The following is a 25,831-nucleotide window of genomic DNA, read 5'->3' on the forward strand; positions in this document are numbered from 1 at the left end:
CCAACCCTTGAACGCCGCGCCCGCGCGCGGCGCCTCCCTGGAGCATCATGCACATTGTTGTCATCGGCGCGGGGGTGGTCGGCATGACCACCGCCTATTTCCTGCACCGCGCAGGCCATCGGGTCACGGTCGTCGACGCGGGCTCGGGCCCCGGGCAGGCCACCAGCATGGCCAACGGCGCGCAACTGAGCTACAGCTTCGTCGCTCCGCTGGCCGACCCCGCCGTCTTGCCCAAACTGCCCTCGTGGCTGCTGGCCCAGGACGCGCCGCTGCGCTTCCGGCCGCGCCTGGATCCGGACCAGTGGCGCTGGAGCCTCGCCTTCCTGCGCGCCTGCACGCGCGCCAAAAGCCGCTCCACCACGCGCGAACTGCTGTCACTGGGCATGTACAGCCGCTTGTGCGTGCATGAGCTCGTGCGCCAGGAGAATCCCGATTTCGATTTTTCGTCGTCCGGCAAACTGCTGGTCTATCAGGATGCCGGCGCCTACGCGCAAGCGCTGGCGCAGCGCGACTACCTGGCGGATCTGGGCAGCGAGCAGCGCGTGATGGACACGCGCGCCTGCCTGGAGATGGAACCCGCGCTGGCCGGCATCGGGACCAGCATCCAGGGCGCGCTCTACACCCCGACCGAAGACGCGGGCGACTGCCAGCGCCTATGCACGGAGCTTGAACGCATCCTGCGCGCCGCGGCGGACCCGGTGCGCTTTCATTTCAATACCCGGGTGACGGCGTTGCGATCGGAACGCGGGCGCGTCGTGGGCGCCTCCACCGCCGCGGGCGATCTGGATGCCGACCACTACGTGCTGGCAAGCGGCATGGGCGCGCAGCCGCTGGCGCGGCAACTGGGGCTGAACCTGCGGATCTATCCGCTCAAGGGGTACAGCCTGACGTATGCGCTGACGCCGGACAGCGTCGCCCCCAACGCCAGCATCAGCGATATCCGGCGCAAGGTGGTGTATGCAAGGCTGGGCCAGCGGCTGCGGGTGGCGGGCATGGTCGATATCGGCACGGGCGGCGGCGGCGTGGATCCGCGGCGCGTGCGCAGCCTGGAGCGCGACGTGGCGCAGTTCTTCCCGGACCTGAACCCGGCAGGCCCGCCCGAGCCCTGGGCCGGCCTGCGCCCCGCACGGCCCGACGGCAAGCCGCTGATCGGCGCCACGCCCTACCGCAACCTGTGGTTGAACACCGGCCACGGCGGCCTGGGCTTCACGCTGGCTGCCGGCAGCGCGCGCATGCTGACGGACCTGATGCAGGGCCGCAACCCGGCCGTGGACGCGGCCGCCTTCGCCCTGGCGTAACGCGCGAGGCAGGCGTCCGCGCCGCGCTCAGTCCGCCTTGATGCCGCGGCTACGGATCAGTGTGCCCCACTTATCGCGTTCCTTCACTTCAAACGCGGCCAGGTCCGCGCCGAACAGATTGCCCGGCGTGGCGCCGCCTTGCGCCAGCGACTGCTGCAGCTCGGGCGATTTCAAGGCCTGCTTCATCGCCGCGATCAGCTTGTCGACGACCGGCGCGGGCGTGCCGCGCGGCGCATACAGGCCGGACCAGGCGGTGACCTCGAAACCGGGCAGGCCGGCCTCGGCCATCGTGGGCAGGTCGGGCGCGGCAGGGCTGCGTTCGGCCGACGTCACCGCGATGCCGCGCAAGCGGCCGCCCGGCTTTAACGCCGCCATGGAACTGGGCAGGTTGTCCATCAGGATGTCGACCTGTCCGCCGATCACGGCGGGTATCGCGGCCGACGACCCCTTGAACGGCACGTGCAGCATCTGCAGCCCGGCCAGCGATTCGAAATAGGCGCCCGTCAGGTGCACGGACGAACCGATGCCCGGCGACGCGTAGGAGTACTTGCCGGGATCCTTCTTCACCGCCTTCATCACATCGTCCAGATTGCGCCAGGGCGATCCGGCCGCCACCGCCATGACGTTGGGCGTGGAAGCGATCATGCCCAACGGCACCAGGTCGGTGGCGGGATTGAATCCGATGTTGCCGTACAGGAACTGATTGACGGTCTGCGTGCCGACGGAGCCCAGCACGATGGTGTAGCCGTCGGGCTGGGCGCGCGCGGCAGCGGCCACGCCCAGGTTGCCCGCCGCGCCCGGCTTGTTCTCGACCACGATGGACTCGCCCAGCGCCGGCCGCATGTGTTGGGCGATGGTGCGCGCGAAGATGTCGGTGGTGCCGCCGGGCGGAAACGGCACGATCAGGGTGATTGGCCGCGCCGGCCATTCCTGCGCGGACGCCGCCGCGCTCAACGCCAGCGTGGCGGCCGCCGCCACGCTTGTCCAGCGCCCTGCCCTGGCGGCCGTCCGCCAATGAGTTGACCAGCCCATCCTCTTTCCCCTTCGCTGACGCGTGTTCGATTGATCAAACGGAATTCGGTGTCGGTACTGCGCGACGAACGTGACCGAATGGTCACTTTCGTCGCATTAGGAACCGGCGCCAAAAACTTGTCAACGAAAGCGTAGGGGATTTAAGCGTTATCCCTAGGAGCCGTCCCAACCGCCGCCCAGCGCGACGATCAGGTTCACGCTGGCGACCAGGCGCGTGCCCAGCAGGCTCAGCGCGTTGCGCTCGCTATTGAGCGCCGTGGCGTCCACGACCGCCACGCTCAGGTAGTCCACCAGACCGGCCTTGTACTGGTTCTGGATCAAGCGCAATGATTCGCGCGCGGACTCCAGCGCGCGCCGCTGGACGACCTGCTCGTTCTCCATCACGCGCAACTGGATCAGGTAGTCCTCGACTTCGCGCAAGCCCACCAGCGCGGCCTGGCGGTAGGCCGCCGCTTGCGAGTCGTACGCCGCACGGGCCTGTTCGACTTGCGCCGCGCGCGCGCCGCCGTCAAAGATCGTCAACGCCAACGCTGGCCCCAGCGACCAGAAGCGCGCAGGCGCCGTCAGCAGGTCGGCGAACTGGCCATTGCGAAAGCCCCCGTCGGCGGACAAGGTCAGCGACGGGAACCACGCGGCTTGCGCCACGCCGATCTGCGCATTGGCGGCCGCCGCGCGGCGCTCGGCCGCGGCGATATCGGGGCGGCGCTCCAGCAGCTCGGACGGCAGGCCCACCGGGATCTCGGGTAACTGCAGCGTGAACACGGCCGGCGCCAATCCGAACTTGGACGGCGCCTGGCCCATCAGCACGGCGATGGCGTGCTCGTACTGGCCGCGCTGCCAATCCAGGTCGATCGATTGGGCGCGCGTGCTTTCCACTTGCGTGCGCGCCACGGCCACATCGGCCTGCCCGGCCACGCCAACGTCATACCGGTTTTGCGTCAGCTGCAGCGATTTTTCGTAGGCCGCCACGGTGGCGTCCAGCAGGCGCTTCTGCTCGTCCAGCACCCGCAGTTGCAGATAGGTCTGCACCAACGCCGCCTGCGCGCTCAGCCGCGTCGCGGCCAGGTCGGCCAGGCTGGCCGCTGCGCTGGCTTCGGACGATTCGGTACTGCGGCGCACGCGGCCCCACACGTCCAGTTCCCAGCTGACGCTACCGGTCACCGAATACTGGTTCGACACATTGCTGCCCGACGACGAAGACGACGAGCCGTTCTGGCCGTTGCCGCTGCCCGCGCGCGACATGCCCGCGCTTGCGCCCACCGTCGGATAGAAGCCGGCACGCGCGGCGCGCACCAGGCCCAGCGCCTGGCGGTAGTTGGCCTCGGCCTGCGCGATCGTCTGGTTCGACGTGTTCAGGCGATCGACCAGGCCGTTGAGCGTGGCGTCGCCATAGACGCGCCACCACTGCCCGCGGTCCGCGTCGTCGCGCGGCTCGGCAGGCTTCCAGCCTTCGACCTGATCCTGGCCCTGGCCCTCCTTGTAGGAGGCGCCCACGTCCAATTCAGGGCGCTGGTAGTCGGGACCGACCGCGCATGCGCCCAGCAGCGCGCACAGCGCCAGCGTAACCGCGCTGCGAGGAAGGAAGGCGTTCGAAAGCGGCTTGATACGGATCATGTTTGTTCTATGGAAGCAGGAGCGCCCTTCCGGGGACCGCGCCCGCGCGCGGCCCACAGACGGAAGCGGTCCAGGTAGAGATAGACCACGGGCGTGGTGTACAGCGTGAGGATCTGGCTGAGCACCAGGCCGCCCACGATGGTAATGCCTAGCGGCTGGCGCATCTCGACGCCGGCTCCGGTCGCCACCACCAGCGGCAGCGCGCCGAAGATGGCGGCCATCGTCGTCATCATGATCGGGCGGAACCGCGTCAGGCAGGCCTGGAAGATCGCGTCGCGCGGCGTCATGCCCTGGTTGCGCTCGGCGTCCAGGGCGAAGTCCACCATCATGATGGCGTTCTTCTTCACGATGCCGATCAAGAGGAACACCCCGATCAGCGCGATCAGTGTGAAGTCGTAGCGCAGCAGCAGCAAGGCCAGCAGCGCGCCCAGGCCGGCCGACGGCAGCGTCGACAGGATGGTCAGCGGATGCACGAAGCTTTCATACAGAATGCCCAGCACGATGTACATCGTGACCAGCGCCGCCAGGATCAGCCAGGGCTGCTGCGCCAGCGTCTGCTGCAAGGCGGCCGCCGTGCCCTGGAAGCCCGCCTGGATCTGGTCCGAGGGCAAGCCGATGCGGGCCACGGCCGCGTCGATGGCGGCGGTGGCCTGCCCCAGCGACACGCCGGGCGCCAGGCTGAAGGACACGGTGTCCGCCACGAACAGCCCTTGATGCTGCACGCTGAGCGGCGCGTTGGCGTTCTCCAGCCGCGCGAAAGCCAGCAGCGGCACGCGCGCGCCGGTCGAGGTGATCACTTCGACCTGCTTGAGCGATTCGATGTCTTCGGCGAATTTGGGCTCCAGTCCCAGCACCACGTGGTACTGGTTCAGCGGCCCGTACATCACCGATACCTGGCGCTGGCTGAACGAATTGTTCAGCACCGTCGAAATGGTGGACATGCTGACGCCCAGTCGCGTGGCGGCCTCGCGGTCGATCACCAGGTTGATCTGGCGGCCCTTGTCTTCAACGTCGGTGTCCACGTCCGTGATCTCGGGGATCTTCGCCATCGCCTGCTGCACCTTGGGCATCCACGTGCGCAGCAATTGCAGGTCACCCGACATCAGCGTGTAGTCATAGGAACCCTGGCTTTGGCGCCCGCCGATCCGGATGTCCTGCTGCGACACCAGGAACATGCGCGCGCCCGGCATGTTCTGCAGCTTGCCGCGCAAGCGGTTGATGACCACGTCGGCCGATACGTCGCGTTCGCCCAGCGGCTTCAGCTGGATCTGCATGAAGCTGCTGTTGCTGCCCCCGCGCCCGCCGGCATAACCCGTCATGCTCTGCACCGCCGGGTCCGCCAGCACCACCTTGCGCAGCGCCTCCAGCTTGGGCAGCGTCGCCTGGAACGAGGTGCCCTGGTCCACGCGGAAAAAGCCCAGCAGTTGCCCCGTGTCCTGCTGCGGGAAAAAGCCCTTGGGCACCGCGGTGTACAGATAGATATTCAGGCCCACGGCAACCGCCAGGATCAGCATCATCAGCCGGCCATGCGCCAGCGCCCAGCGCAGGCTGCGCCGGTAGCCGTCCAGCATGGACTCGAAGCCGCGTTCGGACCAGCGCGCCAGCCGCCCCGGCGGCTTCTGCTCTTTCGGTTCATGGCGCAGCAGGCGCGCGCACATCATCGGCGTCAGCGTCAGCGACACGATCAGCGACACCATGATCGCGGCCGACAAGGTCACGGCGAATTCGCGGAACAACCGCCCGACCACGCCACCCATCAGTAGGATCGGGATGAACACCGCCACCAGCGACAGGCTCATCGACAGCACCGTGAAGCCGACTTCGCGCGAGCCGCGCAACGCCGCCCGCATCGGCGACATGCCGTTTTCCACGTGCCGCATGATGTTCTCGAGCACCACGATGGCGTCGTCCACCACGAAGCCGGTGGCCACGATCAGCGCCATCAGCGAAATCGTATTCAGCGTGAAGCCGCACAGGTACATGATGCAGAACGTGCCGATCAGCGACACCGGCACGGCCACGCTGGGGATGATCGCCGCCCGCCAGCGCCTGAGGAACAGCAGCACCACCAGCACCACCAGGCCCACCGCGATGATCAGCGTCAGCTCGGCTTCGTGCAGCGACGCCCGGATGCTGGGCGTGCGGTCCTGCGCCACCGTCATGTTCACGTCGGCCGGCATCAGCGCCTGCAGCACGGGCAGTTGCGCGCGCACGGCATCCACGGCCTCGATGATGTTGGCGTCGGCCTGCCGGCGCACGATCATCAGGATCGCCTTGCGTTCGTTGAAGAACCCGGTCTGATACAGGTCTTCGACCGAGTCCTCGACTTTGGCCACATCCGACACGCGCACCGGCGCGCCATCGTTCCACGCGACGATCAGCGGCCGGTATTGTTCAGCGCGGCTCAGCTGGTCGCTGACCATGATCTGCCAGTGGTAGCGGTCGTTCTCCAGCACACCCTTGGGGCGGTTGGCGTTGGCGTTGGCCAGCGTGGCGCGCAACTGGTCCAGCGACACGCCGCGGTTGGCCAGCGCGCCCGGCAGCACGGTGACGCGCACCGCCGGCAAGGAACTGCCGCCTACGGTGACTTCGCCCACGCCGTCCACCTGCGCCAGCTTCTGCGCCACGATGGTCGAGGCGATGTCGTACAGCTGGCCCTGGCTGAGCGTGTCGGAGGTCAGCGCCAGCGTCATGATGGGCGCGTCCGACGGGTTGGACTTGTGGTACGTGGGGTTGCTGCGCAGGCTGGTGGGCAATAGCGAGCGCGCCGCGTTAATGGCGGCCTGCACATCGCGCGCCGCGCCGTTGATGTCGCGCGACAGATCGAACTGCAAGGTGACGCGGGTGGACCCCTGCGAGCTGCTGGAGGTCATCTCGGTCACGCCGGCGATGCTGCCCAGCGAGCGCTCAAGCGGCGTGGCCACGCTGGAGGCCATCGTCTCGGGGCTGGCGCCCGGCAGGCTGGCCGACACCGAGATGGTCGGAATGTCCACCTGCGGCAAGGGCGCCACCGGCAACAGGAAGAACGACAACAGGCCTGCCAGCACGACCGCCAGGCTCAGCAGCGTGGTCGCCACCGGCCGGACGATGAAGGGTGCCGACAGGATCATGACGCGTCCCCGGCCGCCGGTTCGCGTACGCCGCGCCAGCGGCGCGACATGCGGTCGAACATCAGGTAGATGACCGGCGTGGTGAACAGCGTGAGCACCTGGCTCAACAAGAGGCCGCCCACCATCACCAGGCCCAGCGGCTGGCGCAGTTCAGCGCCCGTGCCGGTCGACAGCATCAGCGGCAAGGCGCCGAACAGGGCGGCCAGCGTGGTCATCAGGATGGGGCGGAAACGCAGCAGCGCGGCCTCGTGGATGGCTGCGCGCGGCGTCAGCCCCCGCTTGCGTTCAGCATCCAGCGCGAAGTCGATCATCATGATGGCGTTCTTCTTCACGATGCCGATCAGCAGGATGATCCCGATGATGCCGATCATGTCCAGCTCGGTGCCGCTGATCAACAACGCCAGCAAGGCCCCCACGCCGGCGGACGGCAAGGTGGACAGGATCGTGATGGGGTGGATGTAGCTTTCGTACAGGATGCCCAGCACGATGTACATGGTGACCACCGCGGCCAGGATCAGCCACAGCGTGCTGGTCAGCGAATTCTGGAACGCCAGCGCCGCGCCCTGGAATCGCGTCTCCACGCCGGCCGGCAAGCCGATTTCGGCTTCGGCGGCGATGATGGCTTCGACCGCGTTGGACAGCGACGCCCCCGGCGCCAGGTTGAACGACACCGTCACCATCGGGAACTGGTCCAGCCGGTTCACGGCCAGCACGGTCCGGCCTTCGGAGATGTGCGCCACCGACGACAACGGCACCTGCGCGCCGGTCGAGGTCGGCACGTGGATCTGGCCCAGCGCAGCCGGGTTCATCTGGAACTGCGGCTGCACCTCCAGCACCACGCGGTACTGGTTGGACTGGGTGAAGATGGTGGAGATCAGCCGCTGGCCGAAGGCGTCGTACAGCGCCTCGTCGATCACCGCGGCGGTAATACCCAGGCGCGATGCCGCATCGCGGTCGATCTCGACCCACGTCTGCAGGCCGTCGTCCTGCAAGTCGTCGGTCACGTCCTTCAACCCCGGCACCTGGCGCAAGCGGTCCACCAGCTTGGGCGTCCATTCGCTCAGCACCTTCAAGTCGGGGTTAGACAGCGTCATCTGGTATTGCGTGCGGCTGACGCGGTCTTCGATCGTCAGATCCTGCACGGGCTGCATGTAGACGGTCAGCCCGTCCTGCTTGCCCAGGGATTCCTGCAGGCGCGCCATCACGGTGCGCAGGTCGCCGTTGCGTTCGGCCTGGGGCTTGAGCGCAATCTGCATGCGCCCGGCGCTTAGCGTGGCATTGCTGCCGTCCACGCCGATGAAGGACGACACCGCCTGCACGTCCGGATCTTCCAGCACCAGCCGCGCGGCGGCCTGCTGGCGTTCGGCCATCGCCGGGAACGAAATGGATTGCGGCGCCTGGGTGATGGCCTGGATCAGGCCGGTGTCCTGCTGCGGGAAGAAGCCCTTGGGCACCACCATGTACAGCACCACCGTCAGCGCGAACGTGCCCAGCGCCACCAGCAGCGTCAGCGGCTGATGGCGCAGCACCACCTGCAGCATGCGGTCGTAGCCGGCAATGACGCGGTCAATGAAGTTGCCCGTGGCCGTGTGGAAACGGCCGTGCTTCTGCTCCGATTCGGCGCGCAACAGGCGCGCGCACATCATCGGCGTCAGGGTCAGCGACACCACCAGCGAGATCAGGATGGATACCGCCAGCGTGATCGCAAATTCCCGGAACAGCCGCCCCACCACTTCCGTCATGAACAGCAGCGGGATCAGCACGGCGATCAGCGAAAAGGTCAGCGAGATCAGCGTGAAGCCGATCTGCGAGGCGCCCTTCAAGGCGGCCTGCAAGGGCGTTTCGCCTTCTTCGATATGGCGGGCGATGTTCTCGATCATGACGATGGCGTCGTCCACCACGAAGCCGGTGGCGATTGTCAGCGCCATCAAGGTCAGGTTGTTGATCGAGAAACCCGCCAGGTACATGATGCCGAAGGTGCCCACCAGGGACAGCGGCACCACGACGCTGGGGATCAGCGTGGCCGTCAGGCTGCGCAGGAAGACGAAGGTCACCATGACCACCAGCCCCACAGCCAGCAGCATTTCGAACTTCACGTCTTCCACCGAGTCGCGGATGGTCTGCGTGCGGTCCGACACTACGCTCACGTCCAGCGTGGCGGGCAAGGCCGCGCGCAGTTGCGGCAGCAGCGTCTGGATCCGATTGACCACGTCGATCACGTTGGCGCCCGGCTGGCGCTGGATGTTCAGCAGGATGGCGGGCTTGTCGCCGGCCCAGGCGGCCTGGCGCGTGTCTTCGGCGCCTTCGACCGCGCGCGCCACGTCCGACAGCCGCAGCGGCGCGTTGTTCTTGTAGGCGATGATCAGGTCGTTGTAGTCGGTGGGCGACTTCAGCTGGTCATTGGCGTTGATCGTGGTGGACCGCAACGGCCCGTCCAGGTTGCCCTTGGGCTGGTTGACGTTGGCCCCTACGATCGCGGTGCGCAGGTCAGACAGCGCCAGGCCGTTGGCCGCCAGCGCCTGCGGATTGACCTGCACCCGCACCGCCGGCCGCTGGCCGCCCGCCACGCTGACCAGGCCCACGCCGGGAATCTGCGACAACTTCTGCGCCACCCGCGTATCCACCAGATCTCGCACCTGCGGCAAGGGCATGGTGGGCGATGTGATGGCCAGCGTCAGCACGGCCGCGTCCGCCGGGTTCACCTTGTTGTAGGTCGGCGGCACCGGCAAGTCGCTGGGCAGCAGGTTCGACGCGGCGTTGATCGCCGCCTGCACCTGCTGCTCGGCCACGTCCAGCGGCAGCGTCAGGTTGAACTGCATCGTGATGACCGAGGCGCCGCCCGAACTGGTGGACGACATCTGGTTCAAGCCCGGCATCTGCCCGAACTGCCGTTCCAGGGGAGACGTGACCAGCGAGGTCATGACGTCCGGACTGGCCCCGGGGTACAACGTCACCACCTGGATCGTCGGGTAGTCCACCTCGGGCAGCGCCGACACCGGCAGCATCCGGTAGGCGATGAAACCGGCGATCAGGATCGCCACCATCGCCAGCGTGGTGGCGACGGGGCGGAGGATGAACAGGCGCGACGGGCTCACGATGGTCTCGGCTTACTTGGACGCGGGCGTGGTGCCGGCAGGCGCCCCTGCCCCGAGCGTCTTGTCGCGGGTGGCGGGTATCACTTCCGCCCCGCCCACCACTTCCACCTTGGCGCCCGCACGCAGGCGGTCGGTGCCTTCCGTGACGACGCGGTCGCCCGGCTGCAGGCCTTCATTCACAGCCACCATGCCGTTATTGATGGCGCCCAGCTTCACCTGGCGCACCAGCACCGTGTTGTCCGGCTGCACCAGGAAAACGAAGGCGCCGGCCGACCCCTGCTGGATCGCGGCGGTGGGGATGGCAGTCACGTCCTTGCGCGTCAGCACGTGCAGGCGCACGTTGACGAACTGGTTGGGAAAGAGCGCGTCATCCGCGTTGTCGAATTTGGCCTTCAGCTTCAGCGTGCCGGTAGTGACGTCGATCTGGTTGTCCAGGGTCTCCAGCACGCCAGTGGCGATGCGGCGGGTGTCGGCACGGTCATAGGCATCCACCGTCAGCGTCTTGCCGGCCGCGATTTCGCCGCGCACTTCGGGCAACTGGGTCTCGGGCAACGTGAACACCACGGAAATCGGCTGGGTCTGGGTAATCACGACCAGCCCGTTGGTGTCGGAGCTGGACACCAGGTTGCCGCGGTCGACCTGGCGCAGCCCCAGCCGGCCGCTGATGGGCGCGGTGATGCGGGCGTAATCCAGTTGCAGCTTGGCGTTGTCCACATTGGCCTGGTCGCTCTTGACGGTGCCCTCGTACTGGCGCACCAGCGCCGCCTGGGTGTCCACTTGCTGCTTGGCAATGGAATCCTGCTTGAACAGGGCCTGATAGCGCTGCAAGTCGCGCCGCGCGTTCTCCAGCTGGGCCAGATTCTGCATCTGGGTGCCGCGCGCCTGGTCCAGGGCCACCTGGAAGGCCCGGGGGTCCACCTGGGCCAGCAGGTCGCCCGCCTTCACGCGCTGGCCTTCCTGGAAGGCCACGTCCACCAGCTCGCCACTGACGCGGCTGCGCACAGTGACCGTGTTGTAGGCCGTGACGGTACCCAGGGACTTCAGGTAGATATCGATATCCTGCGTGGCGGCGGTGGCGATGCGCACCGGCACGGCCAAGTTGGCCATGGCGGCCATCGGGGGCCGTCCCCCACCCGCCCGGCCACCGGGCCCGCCGGCCGCGCCCTGTTTGGCCGACGGCCGCAGCGCAAGCCAGGCAATGACGGCCACGGCAAGCAACAACACCACCAATCCAATGATGCGGCGGCGGGTCCAGCGGGAAGGCGGGGAAACAGGACGACTATCGGACATGGAAACGGTTCCGGCACTGACGGAGAAAGCCGTATTGTCTACTAGTCGGTCGCCTTTTCTACTATTGCGAGCCCGAGTTGAAACTGGCCGCAACAAGAATCGGTCTCAAGAACGCCCGCTTCGATGGCCGCCGGAAGACCGTCGGATGGGTGAAGCGCGAGCAAACGACGACAAGGACGAGGCCACCCAGCGCGCGCAACCATCAAGCCCCGGACGCGCCTCCGCTAACCCACACTACGAGCTGCAGAGCGTCATCTGGAACGCCACGTCGCGCGCCACCTGCTGGGGCTTGAATTCGCCGTCTTGCGTGGAAAAACGTATCCAGATCATGTACTTATTGGCACTGATCTCGGGAAATGCGCCCTGGGTCGGGTCCACCCAGACGCGCAGCAGCTGGAATTGCTTGCCGCCCAGCATCTGCTGGTAGGCGCCCTGCTCGGCCACGATATCGGTCTTGCGGCCGGACTCGCGCAACAGGCGCAGGGCCAGCGTCAGGCCATCGTACAAAGGCAGGAAGGGCGACACCCAGGCCTGCAAGTCCGCACAACGGGCGGCTTCGGTCTTGTTCTGCCAGGCGAAATAGGAAGGCATGTCCACTTGCGTGGCGCTGCCCGGCACGGACAGCCGGCCGCGCAGGCTGGTCAACCATTCGTTTTCGCGCAGCGACTGCCCGGTCTTGCCGGGCGCGGCCAGCGCGGTGGCCACTTTTTCCAGTTCGCGCAGCATGGCTTCCAGCGCGTCTTGCGCCACGCCGGGGTGGTCGCGCAAGCCTACCAGCGCCATGCGCTGACGCTCCAGGTCTTGCAGCACGGCGCCTTTCACGTCGGTGCGTTCGCACGCGTCGAGCAGATCGAAAAGAGAGGTGACGGCAACCTGATGCTGGCGTGAGTCCCCCTCGCGAGCAAAGAAGAACAACCTGTCGAACAGGTATTCCAATCGCAGATAAGCGCGGATGCGCTCATTGAAGGGATATTCGTAAACAATCACGCTATTTGACAGGCCCATCAGTGGTCGGCCAAGTGGCCGAGGGATTCAGGGGTGCCGGCCAAGCTTGTCGCTTACCGGCCCGTTGTGGTCGCCAGCGTCAGCCAGCGGTCATGCAGGGTCTTCGCCTGCGCGCGCAATTGCTCCGGCGATGTCGCGCCGTCGTTCACGATGACGTCGTCCGCAACCTCCAACCGGCTTGCCCGCGCAGCCTGTGCCGCCATAATACGCCTGATGGCGGGCTCCGTCAGCCCGCTGCGCGACTGCACGCGCGCCACCTGCGTTTCCGGGTCGCAGTCCACCACGCAGATACGATCCACGCGCGTGCGCCAACGCGCCAGGGACTCCACCAGAAGGGGCACCACAAAGACCAGGTACAGCCCGGTCGCGGCCGCTGCCTGGCGTTCGGTCTCTTCGGTAATGGCGGGGTGCAGCACGCCTTCCAGGCGCTGCCGCGCTTGCGGATCCGAGAACGCGCGTTCGCGCATCCATTGTCGGTTCAACGCGCCTTCGGGCGTCAGCGCCTGCGGCCCGAATTCGCGTTCGATGGCCGGCATGGCTGCACCGTCGGCCGCCGTCAGCGCGTGCGCGATCTGGTCGGTGTCCACCAACGTCGCGCCCCATTCGCCCAGCATGTCCGCCACACGGGACTTGCCCGAACCGATGCCGCCCGTCAGACCGATCTTGAACATGATGCCCATCCTTTCTTGCCTAGCGCATGAACTGCCATAAACCCTGCTCGCCGCCCAGCAGCAGCATGACGATGCCGGCCAGGGCCAGATAGGGGCCGAAGGGCAGCGGCTGCCCGCGGCCGGCGCGGCCCGATAGCGTCAGCAGGCCGCCGATCAACACCCCCACCAGCGAGGCCGCCAGCAGAACCATGGGAAGGGATTCGATGCCGAACCACGCACCCAATGCGGCCAGCAGCTTGAAGTCGCCATACCCCATGCCCTCGCGCCCGGTCAGCAGGCGGAACACATGGAAGATAACCCACAGGAAAACGTAGCCGGCCACCGCCCCCACCACCGCCAGCGGCAAGGTCGTGAACGCGTCAAACAGATTGACCAGCAGCCCCGCCCACACGAGCGGCTGCGTCAGCGCGTCGGGCAGCAGGGTGGATTCGAAGTCGATCCAGGCCAACGCCACCAGCATCGCCGACAAACCCATCGCGAACAACGCGACGGGCGTCGCGCCGTAGCGCCACGCGCAGGCGGCAAACAGCGCACAGGTCAGGAGTTCGATTGCGGGGTAGCGCCAACTGATCGGAGCATCGCATGCGGCGCAGCGGCCGCGCAGCAACAGCCAGCCCAGCACGGGCAGCCGGCGCCAGCCAGTCACCGGCGCATGGCACGCGGGGCATTGCGAGGCCGGACGCAACAGGCCGTCGGGGCTGGCCGGCCGCGCCTTGCCCACCGCATCCAGGCACTGCGCCTGCCATTCGCGTTCCATCATGCGCGGCAGCCGATACGTCAGCAGGGTCAACCAGTTGCCGATGAACAAGCCCGCCAGCGCAGCCAGTCCGATGAAGGCGCCCAATGGGATGTCGAAGACGTGACGAACGCTGCTCATGCGCCCATCCGATGGGCGCGATGGCCGGGGTTCATCGCAGCACAGATGGCGGGAAATCGGACAGCCCAACTGCGGCCGTGTCGTAATTTGTGCATAAAGTGCTGACAACACCCAAGAGTGGCTAAGGGAACGTATCGAATCTTCGCATAAGTGCGTAAAATCGGAGACAGACTCAATTCACGGATAAGCTGCCATGACCGCCCGCGTCGACATCGTTTCCCGATCCCGCAAACTTAGCGTCATGGGGCTGCTGCTGGCCGGTACGGCACTGGGTGCTGCTGGGTGCGCCCAGCAGAAAACCGAAGGCTATTACGATCCCCCGGTTGAAAGCACCGTGACCGACGCCCAATACCAGGGTTCGGGCGCGGGTTACCGCAGCGTCATCCGCGCGCCGTCGCAGGTGCAGATCGCCCTGAAACCCGACGCCCGCAAGCCGCAGAACCAAGCCTCGCAAGCCACGCCGGCCGGCCAGACCACCGAAGACGGCCAAGCCGTGCCGGAAGGCGCCGACAATGCGGCTACAGCCTCGGCCCCCGCACCTGCGCCCGCGGCCCCGAACGCCGCTGCGCACAGTCTGGTGCCGCAACCGCAAACGTATATGGGCACGCTGCCGTGTTTCTCGCCCGCCATGCAATGCACGGCGCAGCGCGTCACGCTGACCCTGGCGCCCAACGGCCGCTGGCGCGGCCGCACGGCCTATCTGGAAAACGACCCCCAAAAGGGCCCGGCTGTGACGGAGCAAGGCTGCTGGGACGCCACCGACGAGCGCCCGCCGCGCGTCATCCTGATGGATGGCAAGGGCAATGCCCGGGCGGAATTCGTGGTGGCCGCCAACAACGTGCTGCGCGTGCGTTCCGTCGCCGGCCAGACGCCCAACCTGAACTACAACCTGACCCGCCAGCCGGACCTGGATCCGATTGACGAGCTGGCCAAGGCCCAAGCGCCCCAGTGCCCGTGATGGCCTCGAGGGTTCACGGCCAGCCCCAAGGCAAGCCCTGAACCCTCTGCCCAATGAAATGCCCCGCCGGGCCTGGCGAACACCCCGTTCGCCAGGCCCGGTTTGCCATTGGCGAGGCGTCACGGGCGGAGCCGGATTGGGAAGGCAGCAACGGGAAGGCAGCAATGGGAAGCCCCTCTTCGGCCGGCGTCCGGCAGGCACGCAGCGACGGCACCCATCAAGGGTCTGACGGTTTACCGTCCGGCGGGCCCGGCCCGTAGGACGGCGGCGCCGGGGCATGCAGCACATGGCGCGGCGCCCGGGCGGGGTCGCCACGGTCGGGCGGTTCATCGTAGCGGGCCGCGCCGTGAAGCAGGGGCGAAGCGCCCGAGCGGCCATGGGCGCATAGCTGGCAGGCCAGCTGCATGGCATTGCGGGCATCGAGCTTGGCGAAAATGCGGGCGCGATGGGCCTCGGCCGTGCGTAGCGAAATGCCCAGATCGATGGCAATGACCTTGTTGGGGCGACCGGCCGCCACATAGCCGACGATCTGCCGTTCGCGGGGCGTCAATGCGGAAAGCACCGCTTCAAGATCGGGACGGGGAGCTTGCATGGGCGACTCTTTTTGCAATGTAGGATTACATCGAGTCTGCCCGGCCGCCCAAGGCGGCGGAAGCTGGCAAATCTGACAGGGGTCGGGGCGGCGCGGTGTCCGCGCGCCCCGTCCTGCCCGCCAGGATCAGGCCGTGTAGGCCAGTTCCAGGTTGTCGATCAGGCGGGTCGCGCCCAGCTTGGCGGCGGCCAGCACCACGACGGGTACGCCCGCCTGCAGGTCGGCGGCGTCGGGGCGCTTCAGGTCTTGCTGGCGGCGCAGGGCCACGTAGTCCACCTTCCATCCGCGCTGCGTCAGACGGTCGGCGGCCTCGCGTTCCAGGGCCAGCGCATCGCGCTCGCCTTGCGCCAGCCGCTGGCCGATGTGCTGCAGTTCGGCATACAACGCCGGCGCCTCGGCGCGTTCGCCTTCAGTCAGATAGCGGTTGCGCGAGGATAGCGCCAGGCCGTCGTCGGCGCGCACCGTCTCGTGCGCCAGCACTTCCACCGGCAGCTGGAACTGGCGGCACATGTTGCGCACCACCATCAGCTGCTGATAGTCCTTCTTGCCGAACACGGCCACGCGCGGCTGCACGCAAGAGAACAGCTTCAGCACCACCGTGCTGACGCCCTCGAAGAAGCCCGGGCGGAACTCGCCTTCCAGGATGTCGCCCAGATCGTCCGGGGGTTGCACGCGGTAGTTCTGCGGCTCAGGGTACATCTCGCGCTCATTCGGCGCGAACAGCACATAGACGTCGCGCGCCTGTTCCAGCTTTTCGATGTCGGCCGCCAGCGTGCGCGGATACTGGTCGAAATCTTCATTGGGGCCGAATTGCAGGCGGTTCACGAAGATGCTGGCCACCACGGGGTCGCCGTGCTGGCGCGCCAGCTTCATCAGCGACAGGTGGCCTTCGTGCAGATTGCCCATGGTGGGCACGAACGACACGCGATTCTGGCCGCGCAGGTGATCGCGCAATTCCTGGATGGTGTGTACGACTTTCAAGGGGACTCTCCGGGGTTGGGGGCAGCCCGGTCAGGATCAGGCCGCGACCGCCGCCACGCTGGTGTAGGCCAGGCGCACGTAAATGGGTGCATAGGGCTCCGCCTGCGTGATCTCCAGCAGGGATTCGCGGGCCAGCTCCAGCATGGCGATGAAATGCACGACGACAACCGCCGCGGGCGCGCCTTCGCGGACGCGCTCCATGAACAGGTCACCGAATTCCATGAAGCGCACGTCATTCAAGCGCCGCAGGATATGCGTCATGTGATCGCGCACGGACAGCTGTTCGCGCGTGATGTGGTGATGCTGGTTCAGCTTGGCCCGCTTCATGATGTCGGCCCAGGCCTGGCGCAGGTCGTCCACGCTGACTTCGGGCATCATGCGTTCGACGCTGAGGTCAGCCACGGCCTGGCTGCTGACGAAGTCGCGGCCCAGTTGCGGCAGCTTGTCCAGCTTCTGGGCGGCCAGCTTCATCTGTTCGTATTCGAGCAGGCGGCGGACCAGTTCGGCGCGCGGATCTTCGGGCTCTTCGCCGGTGTCGGTCTTCCTGACCGGCAGCAGCATGCGCGACTTGATCTCGATCAGCATGGCCGCCATCAGCAGGTACTCGGCGGCCAGCTCCAGGTTGGTGATGCGGATCTGGTCCACATACGACAGGTACTGCCGCGTGACATCCGCCATCGGGATGTCCAGCACATTGAAGTTCTGCTTGCGGATCAGGTACAGCAGCAGGTCCAGCGGCCCTTCAAACGCTTCGAGGAACACTTCCAGCGCGTCCGGCGGAATGTACAGATCCGTCGGCATCTGGAACAGCGGCTCGCCGTACAGGCGCGCGAAGGCGACGCTATCGACGGTATCGGGCGTGCTGTCCACGGGAGGCGCCACTAGCTTGGCCAGTGCCTCGCCCGGGACTGAAGGGTTTTGGGACATGTCTGCCGCAATGGGATCAGTCTGCCGAATAGACGTACGGGCGCTGCGGCACGCGGGCCGCGCGGAAGCCTTCCAGCAGCTCCGAGTCCTGCGGTTTGTCCCAAAGACGGGCGCGGCCTTCGCGCTGGCGTTCTTCGGTGCCAGGGTGCGACCGCTTGAAGTCTTTCAGGAAAAGGGTGATCTCGGATTCGTAGTTGGTCGCCATGACACCAATTTCAGTGGGTTTCGGATCCCCGGAGTTTACTTCACGCCGGGCGAACCCCCAGCGTTACAATCGTCAGGCTCCCAACGCCCTCTCCCGCCATGTCAGCAGAATCCGCAGCAGCAGCCAACCCCGCTCCGCCCTCGAACCCGGACGCGCTGCGCGCGGCGCGCATGATCCCCTTCATTGTGGGCTGTGCGCTGTTCATGCAGATGCTGGACGCCACCGTCGTGGCCACCGCGCTGCCGGCCATGGCCCGGGCCCTTGGGTCCACGCCCGTCCGGCTGAATGTGGCCATTACGTCCTACCTGCTGTCCGTGGCCGTCTTCGTGCCGGTCAGCGGCTGGGCGGCCGACCGTTACGGCGCCCGCCGGGTGTTCGTGGCCGCCATCGGCCTGTTCACCCTCAGTTCGGTCGCCTGCGCGGTCTCGCAGGACCTGCCCCAGCTGGTCGCGGCCCGGATCATCCAGGGGATGGCCGGGGCGATGATGGTGCCGGTGGGCCGGATCATCCTGCTGCGCACCGTGCCTAAGCAGGATCTGCTGAAAGCCATGTCGTTCCTGTCCATCCCGGCGCTGCTGGGCCCGGTGATCGGGCCGCCGCTGGGCGGCTTCATGGTCACCTACATGTCGTGGCACTGGATTTTCCTGATCAACATCCCGATCGGCGTCCTGGGCATCGCGCTGGTGCTGCGCTACGTGGCCGAGATCAAGGAAGAGACCGCGCCGCGCCTGGACTGGCTGGGTTTCCTGCTTAGCGCCGTCTGCCTGGCCACGCTGGTCAGCGGCTTTGAAGCCATCGGTCGCGACGTCATGCCGCTGCCCATGCTGCTGGGCATGATCGCCGTGGGCGCGGCCTGCGGCTTCCTGTACGCCTGGCACGCCCGGCGCGTCGAACACCCCATCATCGACCTGTCGCTGATGCGCATCCCCACGTTCGCCATTTCCACGCTGGGCGGCAACCTGTGCCGCTTCGCTGTGGGCGCGACGCCCTTCCTGCTGGCCATGCTGCTGCAGGTGGGTTTCGGCCTGTCGCCGTTTTCGGCCGGCCTGATCACGTTCGCCAGCGCCGCTGGCGCGCTGCTGATGAAGTTCGTGGCGACACCCATCGTCCGGCACTTCGGCTTTCGCCGCGTACTGACCGTGAACGCGCTCTTGACCGGCGTTTTTATCATGGTCTGCGCCACCTTCACCCCGGCCACGCCGGTCTGGCTGATGATCGCCATCCTGTTGGTCGGCGGCTTCTTCCGGTCCTTGCAGTTCACCGGGGTAAATACGCTAACCTATGCCGATATCCCCCCGGCCAAGATGAGCCGCGCCAGCAGCTTCGCGGCGATGGCCCAGCAACTGGGCATCAGCCTGGGCGTGGGGGTGGCCGCAGTCACGCTGAACGTCAGCATGGCCCTGCGCGGCGCCGAGACGCTTGCAGTCAGCGATGTCGTCGCCGGCTTCATCGTCATCGGCCTGATGTGCATGGCCTCGACCTTCTCCTTTAGACGCCTCGAGCCGCAAGCCGGGGCACACCTGAACGGCGCCAAACAAAGTGACGACGAATGAATTTGTCCTAGCCCTGGACCAGGGCACGACCAGCTCCCGAGCCATCGTATTCGACCGCGACGGCGTGGTACGCGGCGTCGGCCAGCGTGAATTCCGCCAGCACTACCCGCGTCCGGGCTGGGTCGAGCACGACGCCAGCGAAATCTGGCACACCCAGCTGGACGTGGCGCGCGAAGCGCTGCGCAACGCGGCCGCGACCGCGGCCGACGTGGCCGCCATCGGCATCACCAACCAGCGCGAAACCACGCTGATCTGGGAACGCGCCACGGGCCGTCCGCTTGCCCGCGCGATCGTCTGGCAAGACCGCCGCACCGCGCCGATGTGTGATCAGCTGCGCAGCGACGGTCACGCCGACTTCCTGCAATCGCGGACCGGCCTGGTGCTGGACGCGTACTTTTCGGGCACCAAGCTGGCCTGGCTGCTGGACCACGTGCCGGGCGCACGCCAGATGGCAGAACGCGGCGAACTGGCGTTCGGCACGGTGGACACCTGGCTGATCTGGCAACTGACGGGCGGCGCCGTACACAGCACGGACCCCAGCAATGCGTCGCGCACGATGCTGTTCGACCTGCACACGCAGGACTGGAACGACGAAATCCTGGCGCTCTTGAAGATCCCCCGCGCCGTGCTGCCGCAGATCGCGCCCAGCAGCGCGGTCGTGGGCAATGCGCTGCCCGAATGGCTGGGCGGCTCCATCCCGATCGCGGGCGTGGCCGGCGACCAGCAAGCCGCCACTTTCGGGCAGGCCTGCTTCAAGCCGGGCATGGCGAAAAACACCTACGGCACCGGCTGCTTCATGCTGATGAACGTGGGCGAAAAACCCGTGCAGTCGAAGAACCATCTGCTGTCGACGGTGGGCTGGGGCCTGCCCCAGTCCGGCCAGGACAGCTGGACCCCCACGTACATGCTGGAAGGCGGCGTGTTCGTGGCCGGCGCGGCGGTGCAATGGCTGCGCGACGGCTTGGGAATCATCCAGCGCTCGGAAGAAGTCGAATCCCTGGCCGCCAGCGTGTCGGACACGGACGACGTCTTCATGGTGCCGGCCTTCGCCGGCCTGGGCGCGCCGCATTGGGATCCCTACGCCCGCGGCATGCTGGTCGGCCTGACGCGCGGCACCACCCGCGCCCACATCGCCCGTGCGACGCTGGAATCGATCGCGCTGCAAAGCGCGGAACTGCTGACCTGCATGAACGGCGACAGCGGCATCGCGCTGACCGAACTGCGCGTGGACGGCGGCGCCGCCCGCAACGACCTGCTGATGCAGATGCAGGCCGATCTGCTGGGCGTACCGGTCGTGCGCCCAAGAGTGCCGGAGTCGACGGCGCTGGGAGCCGCGGGATTGGCGGGACTGGCGGTAGGGTTCTGGTCCGGGTTGGATGAGTTTGCGTCGAAGTGGCAGGCGGAACGGACGTTCGAGCCGGGATGGCCGGAGTCGGTTCGTGCGGCGCGGATGGGGAGGTGGAGGCAGGCAGTGGAATTGTCTAAAGGGTGGGCGGCGGGGGGATCGAAGTAGCTGTTTTTTGGCTGTCTTCGGTCTTCGTCGGTTGCTCGTTGGTTCAGCTTCGTTCGTCGTTTGAGCTTCGTGGGTCGCCCGCCGATTGAGCTTCGTCGGTCGCCCATCGTCGCTGTCGGCGTGGCGGCGCGCGCCCACGATTGCGGTCCGGAGCGTTCGCTCCGGACTTCCCCGTTGTCATCTTCGTTGCGGCCTGCGGCCGCTGCCTTCAGATTCCCTCGGGCGCATCAAGGTTGCGCGCCTTCACGCCGACAACGCCGACGGGCTACGCGTGTCTTGGGTCGGGGCGCTGCTAGGGCTTTTTTTACTGACGAGTGCTGCGGGGCCCGCCGAATTGCAGCCGCCCGGGCGGCTGCAATCGGCATACGCATTGTGTGTCGGTGGTGCGGTGGGCGCTTGCGCGTGGGCGGGGAGGGGTTTGCTAGTGCCCCGCAGTCACGGGGTGGGGGTGGAGCGACGGGTGGCGCGCGAGGCGCACTTGCTTGCTGATCAAGACCCGTACGCGCGCCACCCGTCTAATAGGGAGACTGTCGTGTGGGCTGGCACTGACTTTCATCTGAGGCGCCGTCAATGTTCAAGGGGCGGTCGTTGGTCGTTGGTCGCTGATCATCTTCGTGCGCAACCCATAGGGTGGTGACATGCATCGATGATGGGTTACGTGCGGCATACATCCGTGTGCTCAGGCCTATCGGGACGCACTCCACCCATCCTACGAAGACGAACACCCCCACCCGCCTCAATCGTCAACCGCCACCCGCCAACCGGCAACCGGCAACCGGCAACCGCCGACCGCCGACCGGCAATCGTAGGATGGGTGAAGCGCGGCAAATCCGGCATTAGAACGGACACGTGCATCGCGCGTAACCCATCGTAGAGGCATACATCGAAAGGGTTCACGTGCGCAACGCGCCCAGAATCCCACCAGCATCCTCACGCCGCAAGACACCGACAAGGGACAACCCCGCAAGTCATCCCCAAACCCAAACCACCCCAACCGAAAAACACCCACAACGCCCCCACACGCGAATCGCAAAAAGCCACGACGCAAGACAACGCGTACGCTCCCAAAGGCCGCCCGCGCGGCCGGCCGGGAGCGGGCCCCGCAAGACCTTCCACCCCTCCCCGCCGTGGAGAAGAACCCTAAGCACACCGCCCTCCCCAGCGACCGAGAAATTGCGCTCAACGGAGTCCGGCGGGTTGGTGGCCGGTGGGGCGCGGGGCGTCGATAAGCCCGAGGGAATCTGAAGGCAGCCGCCGTAGGCGGCAACGAAGATGACGACGGGGCAGTCCGGAGCGAAGGCTCCGGACCGCAATCGTTGACCCGCGCCCCACCGGCCACCAACCCGCCGGGCGTCTAAAGAACCCACACTCAAATCAACAACACGCTCAAGCCGCCCGCACCCCAATCGCCACCACCCTCGCACTGAACTCCCTCAGTAACTCCTCCCGCTTCCCAGCAACCTTCTCCATCGCCGCCTCCTTGATATGTCCGTAGCCCCGGATCTCCTCCGGCAACCCCGCTAACGTCACCGCCTTTTCCAGATTCCCGCGGTTCAATTTCGACAAGATCGCCGTCATCGTCTCCCGGTACTCGCGGATCAGTTCGCGTTCCGCGCGCCGTTCCGCCGTGTAGCCGAACACATCCAGCCGCGTCCCCCGCAACCGCCGCAACTTCGCCAGCACGCCGAACACCTTCAGCATTCCCGGTCCGTAGCTGCGCTTGATCAGATGGCCTTGCTTGTCGCGTCGGGAGAACAGCGGCGGGGCCAGGTGAAAGCGCAGTTTCCAATCGCCCTCGAACTGCTCGCCGACCTTCTTCACGAACTCGCCGTCCGAATACAGCCGCGCCACCTCGTATTCGTCCTTGTAGGCCATCAGCTTGAAGGCGTTGCGCGCCACGGCCATCGCCAGGCGGTTCGTTCCCGTGGCTTCCTGTTCCGCTCGGGCCACCTTGTCCACCAGGTCCGTGTACTGCTTCGCGTAGGCCTCGTTCTGGTATTGCGTCAGGAACGCTTTGCGCACCGCCACCAGTTGCGCCAATTCGCCGGCGGGTTTCTTCAGTTCGGTCACGGGTGCGGCGCGCGGGCGTTTGATTTCGATGATGTCTTCGGGCGGGGCGATCGGCATGCCGCCGTTGGCCAAGATCCGCATCACATCGGCCATGTCGTGCGCGGCGCGGCGGCCCCAGGCGAAGGCGGCCTGGTTGTTCGCCACTTGCTGGCCGTTGAGCTCGATCGCGCGCAGCAGCGCCTCTTGCGACAGCGGGATCCAGCCCTTCTGGTACGCGTAGCCCATCATCAGCGGGTTGGCGTAGATGGCGTCGCCCAGCAGCACCACCGCCATCGCGGCCGCGTCCACGGTGTGCAGGTTCTCCTTGCCGCAGGCCGCCTGCAGGTCGGCGGTCAGGTTGGCGCCGGGCAGCATCCAATCAGGATTCGAGACGAAAGCGGCAGTGGGCGCGTTGTCGCGGTTCAGCAGCGCGCGGGTGCGGCCCGGGCGCAGGCGCGCCATGCTGTCCGCGCTGGTGGCAACCACCAGGTCGCCCGCCAGCAGCAGGTCGGCCTCGCCCATGGCGACCCGCGTATTCATCAGGTGCTCGGGCGACTGCGCCAGCACCACGTGCGAATACACGGCGCCGCCCTTTTGCGCCAGGCCGGCCATGTCCAGCACCGAACAGCCCTTGCCTTCCAGGTGCGCCGCCATGCCCAGCAATTGGCCGATGGTGACGACGCCCGTGCCCCCCACGCCAGCGATGAAGACGCCGTAGGGCTGATCCAGCGCGGGCGCGCGCGGGGCGGGCACGGCTTCGTCGATGACCCCTTCCTGCGACAAGGCCTTGGGCTTTCTCAGCTTGCCGCCTTCCACCGTCACGAAGCTGGGGCAGAAGCCCTTCAGACAGGAGAAGTCCTTGTTGCAGCTGGATTGGTTGATGGCACGCTTGCGGCCGAATTCGGTTTCCAGCGGCTCCACCGACAGGCAATGCGACTTCTGCGAACAATCGCCGCAGCCTTCGCAGACGCGTTCGTTGATGACGACGCGGCGCGCCGGGTCGGGATAGGCGTTGCGCTTGCGGCGGCGGCGCTTTTCGGTGGCACAGGTCTGGTCGTAGATCAGCACCGACACGCCAGGATGCTCGCGCAGTTCACGCATCACCGCGTCCAGTTCGTCGCGGTGCATCACCGGCACGCCCGGCGCCAGGTCGGTGACGTCGTTGTACTTGTCGGGGTCGTCTGTCACGACGACGATCTTGTCGATGCCTTCGGCGGCCATCTGGCGGCTGATCATCGGCACGCTGATCGGGCCATCGACGGGCTGCCCGCCCGTCATGGCGACGGCGTCGTTGAACAGGATCTTGTAGGTGATCGGCACCTTGGCTGCCACGGCGGCGCGGATGGCCAGCAGCCCGGAATGGAAGTACGTGCCGTCGCCCAGGTTGGCGAAGACGTGCTTTTCCTCGGTGAACGGCGCCTGGCCCACCCAGGGCACGCCCTCGCCGCCCATCTGGGTATAGACCTCGGTGTTGCGGTCCATCCACCGCACCATGTAGTGGCAGCCGATGCCGGCCATGCCGCGCGAGCCTTCGGGCAGGCGGGTCGATGTGTTGTGCGGACAGCCCGAACAGAACCAGGGCTTGCGCTCTTCGACGACGCGCGGACGCGCCAGGGCCTGTTCGCGGCCGCTGATGAAATCCAGCCGGGCGAGGATGCCGGCGCGCACGTCCTCGGGCAATTCAAACCGCAACAGGCGCGCGGCGATCGCCTTGGCGACCATTGCCGGCGAAAACTCGTAGTGCGCGGGCAGCAGCCAATTGCCTTGCGGCACCGACCATTCACCGCCGTCCTTGTCGTCGAACTTGCCGGCCACGCGCGGAATCTTCTTGCCGCTGCCGATCCAGCTGAACAGCTCTTCCTTCAACTGGTATTCCAGCACCTGGCGCTTTTCCTCGACGACCAGGATCTCGTCCAGGCCTTCGGCGAATTGCTGCATGCCGGTGGATTCCAGCGGCCACACCATGCCCACCTTGAACAGGCGCAGGCCGATGCGCTGGCAGACGGCTTCGGACAACCCCAGGTCGGACAGCGCCTGGCGCGTGTCCAGATACGCCTTGCCGGAAGTCATGATGCCGAAGCGCGCATCACGCTCGGGCACATGCCAAAGTTCGCGGTTGAGCTTGTTGGCGCGCGCGTAGGCCAGCGCGGCGTACAGCTTGTAGTCCAGCAGCCGGGCCTCTTGCTGCAGCGGCGTGTCCGGCACCCGGATGTTCAGGCCGTCGGCCGGCATCAGGAAGTCTTCGGGCAACTGAATGCGCACGCGGTGCGGGTCTACGTCCACCGAGGCCGACACTTCGACGATGTCGGTGATGCATTTCATGCCCACCCACACGCCGGCGTAGCGGCTCATCGCCCAGCCGTGCAGGCCGAAATCCAGCACCTCCTGGACGCTGGCCGGAAACAGCGCCGGGATCATGCAGGCCTTCAGGATATGGTCGCTTTGGTGCGGCAGCGTGGAGGACTTGGCCGGATGGTCGTCGCCCGCCACCACCAGCACGCCGCCGTGGCGCGAGGTGCCGGCTGCATTCGCGTGCTTGAAGACGTCGCCGCAACGGTCCACGCCGGGGCCTTTGCCGTACCACATGCCGAACACGCCGTCGTACTTGGCGCCGGGAAACAGGTTGACCTGCTGCGACCCCCACACGGCGGTGGCGGCCAGATCTTCGTTGATGCCGGGCTGGAACTCGACGTGGTGGGCCTTCAGGTACTTGGCCGCCTTCCACATGTTCTGGTCCACGCCGCCCAGCGGCGACCCCCGGTAGCCCGACACGAAGCCCGCCGTGTTCAACCCCGCCCGCACGTCCCGCACGCGCTGCATCATGGGCAGGCGAACCAGGGCGTGGATGCCGCTCATCCACGCTCGGCCGGATTCCAAGGTGTATTTGTCGTCCAGCTGGACGGATTCAAGCGCGGCGCGCAAGGCGGGCGGCAGGGGGGCATTCATGTCTCGACTCCAAGATCTGGATGCCCCCACCAGCTTCGCGTCGCGCGCCATGCGCGCCCGCGGGCCAACAAGGGCCGTGAAAGTGAAGTGATGGCGCTTTCGCGCTCTAGGTAGG

At 66.8% G+C, this 25,831-nt stretch carries 17 protein-coding genes; 4 read left to right on the forward strand and 13 right to left on the reverse strand.

The window, feature by feature from the left end:
* The first annotated feature begins 47 nt into the window (after positions 1-47).
* Positions 48-1,298, forward strand: a complete 1,251-nt coding sequence (locus AC27VE_RS20435) for a D-amino acid dehydrogenase (protein ID WP_488704824.1) — start codon at positions 48-50, stop codon at positions 1,296-1,298.
* Between the two features lie 27 nt (positions 1,299-1,325).
* On the opposite strand, the gene AC27VE_RS20440 is transcribed toward AC27VE_RS20435, so the two are convergent.
* The 8 genes from AC27VE_RS20440 to AC27VE_RS20475 form a co-directional block, all read right to left on the reverse strand.
* Complete coding sequence (locus AC27VE_RS20440; protein WP_427960252.1) at positions 1,326-2,330, reverse strand: Bug family tripartite tricarboxylate transporter substrate binding protein; 1,005 nt, start codon at positions 2,328-2,330, stop codon at positions 1,326-1,328.
* 153 nt (positions 2,331-2,483) lie between these two features.
* On the reverse strand, positions 2,484-3,944 hold the full coding sequence (locus tag AC27VE_RS20445; protein WP_488704825.1) for an efflux transporter outer membrane subunit: 1,461 nt from the start codon (positions 3,942-3,944) through the stop codon (positions 2,484-2,486).
* Positions 3,941-7,054, reverse strand: a complete 3,114-nt coding sequence (locus AC27VE_RS20450) for a multidrug efflux RND transporter permease subunit (protein WP_280029922.1) — start codon at positions 7,052-7,054, stop codon at positions 3,941-3,943. The genes AC27VE_RS20445 and AC27VE_RS20450 overlap by 4 nt, the downstream gene beginning before the upstream one ends.
* Positions 7,051-10,149 (reverse strand): MdtB/MuxB family multidrug efflux RND transporter permease subunit, encoded by a 3,099-nt coding sequence (locus AC27VE_RS20455; protein ID WP_006228012.1) that lies wholly within the window; start codon positions 10,147-10,149, stop codon positions 7,051-7,053. Before AC27VE_RS20455 ends, AC27VE_RS20450 begins: the two co-directional genes overlap by 4 nt.
* 12 nt (positions 10,150-10,161) lie before the next feature.
* Positions 10,162-11,439 (reverse strand): MdtA/MuxA family multidrug efflux RND transporter periplasmic adaptor subunit, encoded by a 1,278-nt coding sequence (locus tag AC27VE_RS20460; RefSeq protein ID WP_035214302.1) that lies wholly within the window; start codon positions 11,437-11,439, stop codon positions 10,162-10,164.
* A 234-nt stretch (positions 11,440-11,673) separates the two neighbouring features.
* A complete protein-coding gene (zapD, locus tag AC27VE_RS20465) occupies positions 11,674-12,426 on the reverse strand; it encodes a cell division protein ZapD (RefSeq protein ID WP_315140673.1) in 753 nt (250 codons plus the stop codon).
* A 71-nt stretch (positions 12,427-12,497) separates the two neighbouring features.
* The gene (coaE, locus tag AC27VE_RS20470; protein ID WP_088591385.1) at positions 12,498-13,124 is read right to left on the reverse strand and encodes a dephospho-CoA kinase; all 627 of its coding nucleotides are present in this window, start codon (positions 13,122-13,124) and stop codon (positions 12,498-12,500) included.
* A 10-nt stretch (positions 13,125-13,134) separates the two neighbouring features.
* Entirely contained in the window at positions 13,135-13,992 is an 858-nt protein-coding gene (locus tag AC27VE_RS20475) for a prepilin peptidase (protein ID WP_006228008.1), read from the reverse strand.
* A gap of 193 nt (positions 13,993-14,185) precedes the next feature.
* Here AC27VE_RS20475 and AC27VE_RS20480 point away from each other — a divergent pair, with 193 nt between their 5' ends.
* Positions 14,186-14,950, forward strand: a complete 765-nt coding sequence (locus AC27VE_RS20480) for a copper resistance protein NlpE N-terminal domain-containing protein (protein ID WP_488704826.1) — start codon at positions 14,186-14,188, stop codon at positions 14,948-14,950.
* Positions 14,951-15,167: 217 nt separating this feature from the next.
* On the opposite strand, the gene AC27VE_RS20485 is transcribed toward AC27VE_RS20480, so the two are convergent.
* The 4 genes from AC27VE_RS20485 to AC27VE_RS20500 all read right to left on the reverse strand — a co-directional run bounded on the left by AC27VE_RS20485 (position 15,168) and on the right by AC27VE_RS20500 (position 17,655).
* Positions 15,168-15,542 (reverse strand): response regulator transcription factor, encoded by a 375-nt coding sequence (locus tag AC27VE_RS20485; protein ID WP_488704827.1) that lies wholly within the window; start codon positions 15,540-15,542, stop codon positions 15,168-15,170.
* Between the two features lie 126 nt (positions 15,543-15,668).
* Positions 15,669-16,523, reverse strand: a complete 855-nt coding sequence (gene panC / locus AC27VE_RS20490) for a pantoate--beta-alanine ligase (protein WP_088591381.1) — start codon at positions 16,521-16,523, stop codon at positions 15,669-15,671.
* A 36-nt stretch (positions 16,524-16,559) separates the two neighbouring features.
* Positions 16,560-17,450 carry a segregation and condensation protein A gene (locus AC27VE_RS20495; RefSeq protein WP_006228004.1) on the reverse strand — a complete coding sequence of 297 codons (891 nt, stop codon included), beginning with the start codon at positions 17,448-17,450 and terminating at the stop codon, positions 16,560-16,562.
* A gap of 16 nt (positions 17,451-17,466) precedes the next feature.
* A complete protein-coding gene (locus tag AC27VE_RS20500) occupies positions 17,467-17,655 on the reverse strand; it encodes a DUF3460 family protein (protein WP_488704828.1) in 189 nt (62 codons plus the stop codon).
* Between the two features lie 98 nt (positions 17,656-17,753).
* On the opposite strand from AC27VE_RS20500, the gene AC27VE_RS20505 reads away from it, so the two are divergent.
* Together AC27VE_RS20505 and glpK are read left to right on the forward strand one after the other, a co-directional pair.
* Positions 17,754-19,208, forward strand: a complete 1,455-nt coding sequence (locus tag AC27VE_RS20505) for a DHA2 family efflux MFS transporter permease subunit (RefSeq protein ID WP_088591380.1) — start codon at positions 17,754-17,756, stop codon at positions 19,206-19,208.
* Complete coding sequence (gene glpK / locus AC27VE_RS20510) at positions 19,195-20,721, forward strand: glycerol kinase GlpK (RefSeq protein ID WP_488704829.1); 1,527 nt, start codon at positions 19,195-19,197, stop codon at positions 20,719-20,721. Before AC27VE_RS20505 ends, glpK begins: the two co-directional genes overlap by 14 nt.
* Before the next feature lie 1,386 nt (positions 20,722-22,107).
* On the opposite strand, the gene AC27VE_RS20515 is transcribed toward glpK, so the two are convergent.
* Positions 22,108-25,716: an indolepyruvate ferredoxin oxidoreductase family protein gene (locus tag AC27VE_RS20515; protein WP_488704830.1), complete on the reverse strand. Its 3,609-nt coding sequence runs from the start codon at positions 25,714-25,716 to the stop codon at positions 22,108-22,110.
* Positions 25,717-25,831 lie beyond the last annotated feature (115 nt).

The organism is Achromobacter sp. 18P8.1.1, assembly GCF_057799415.1.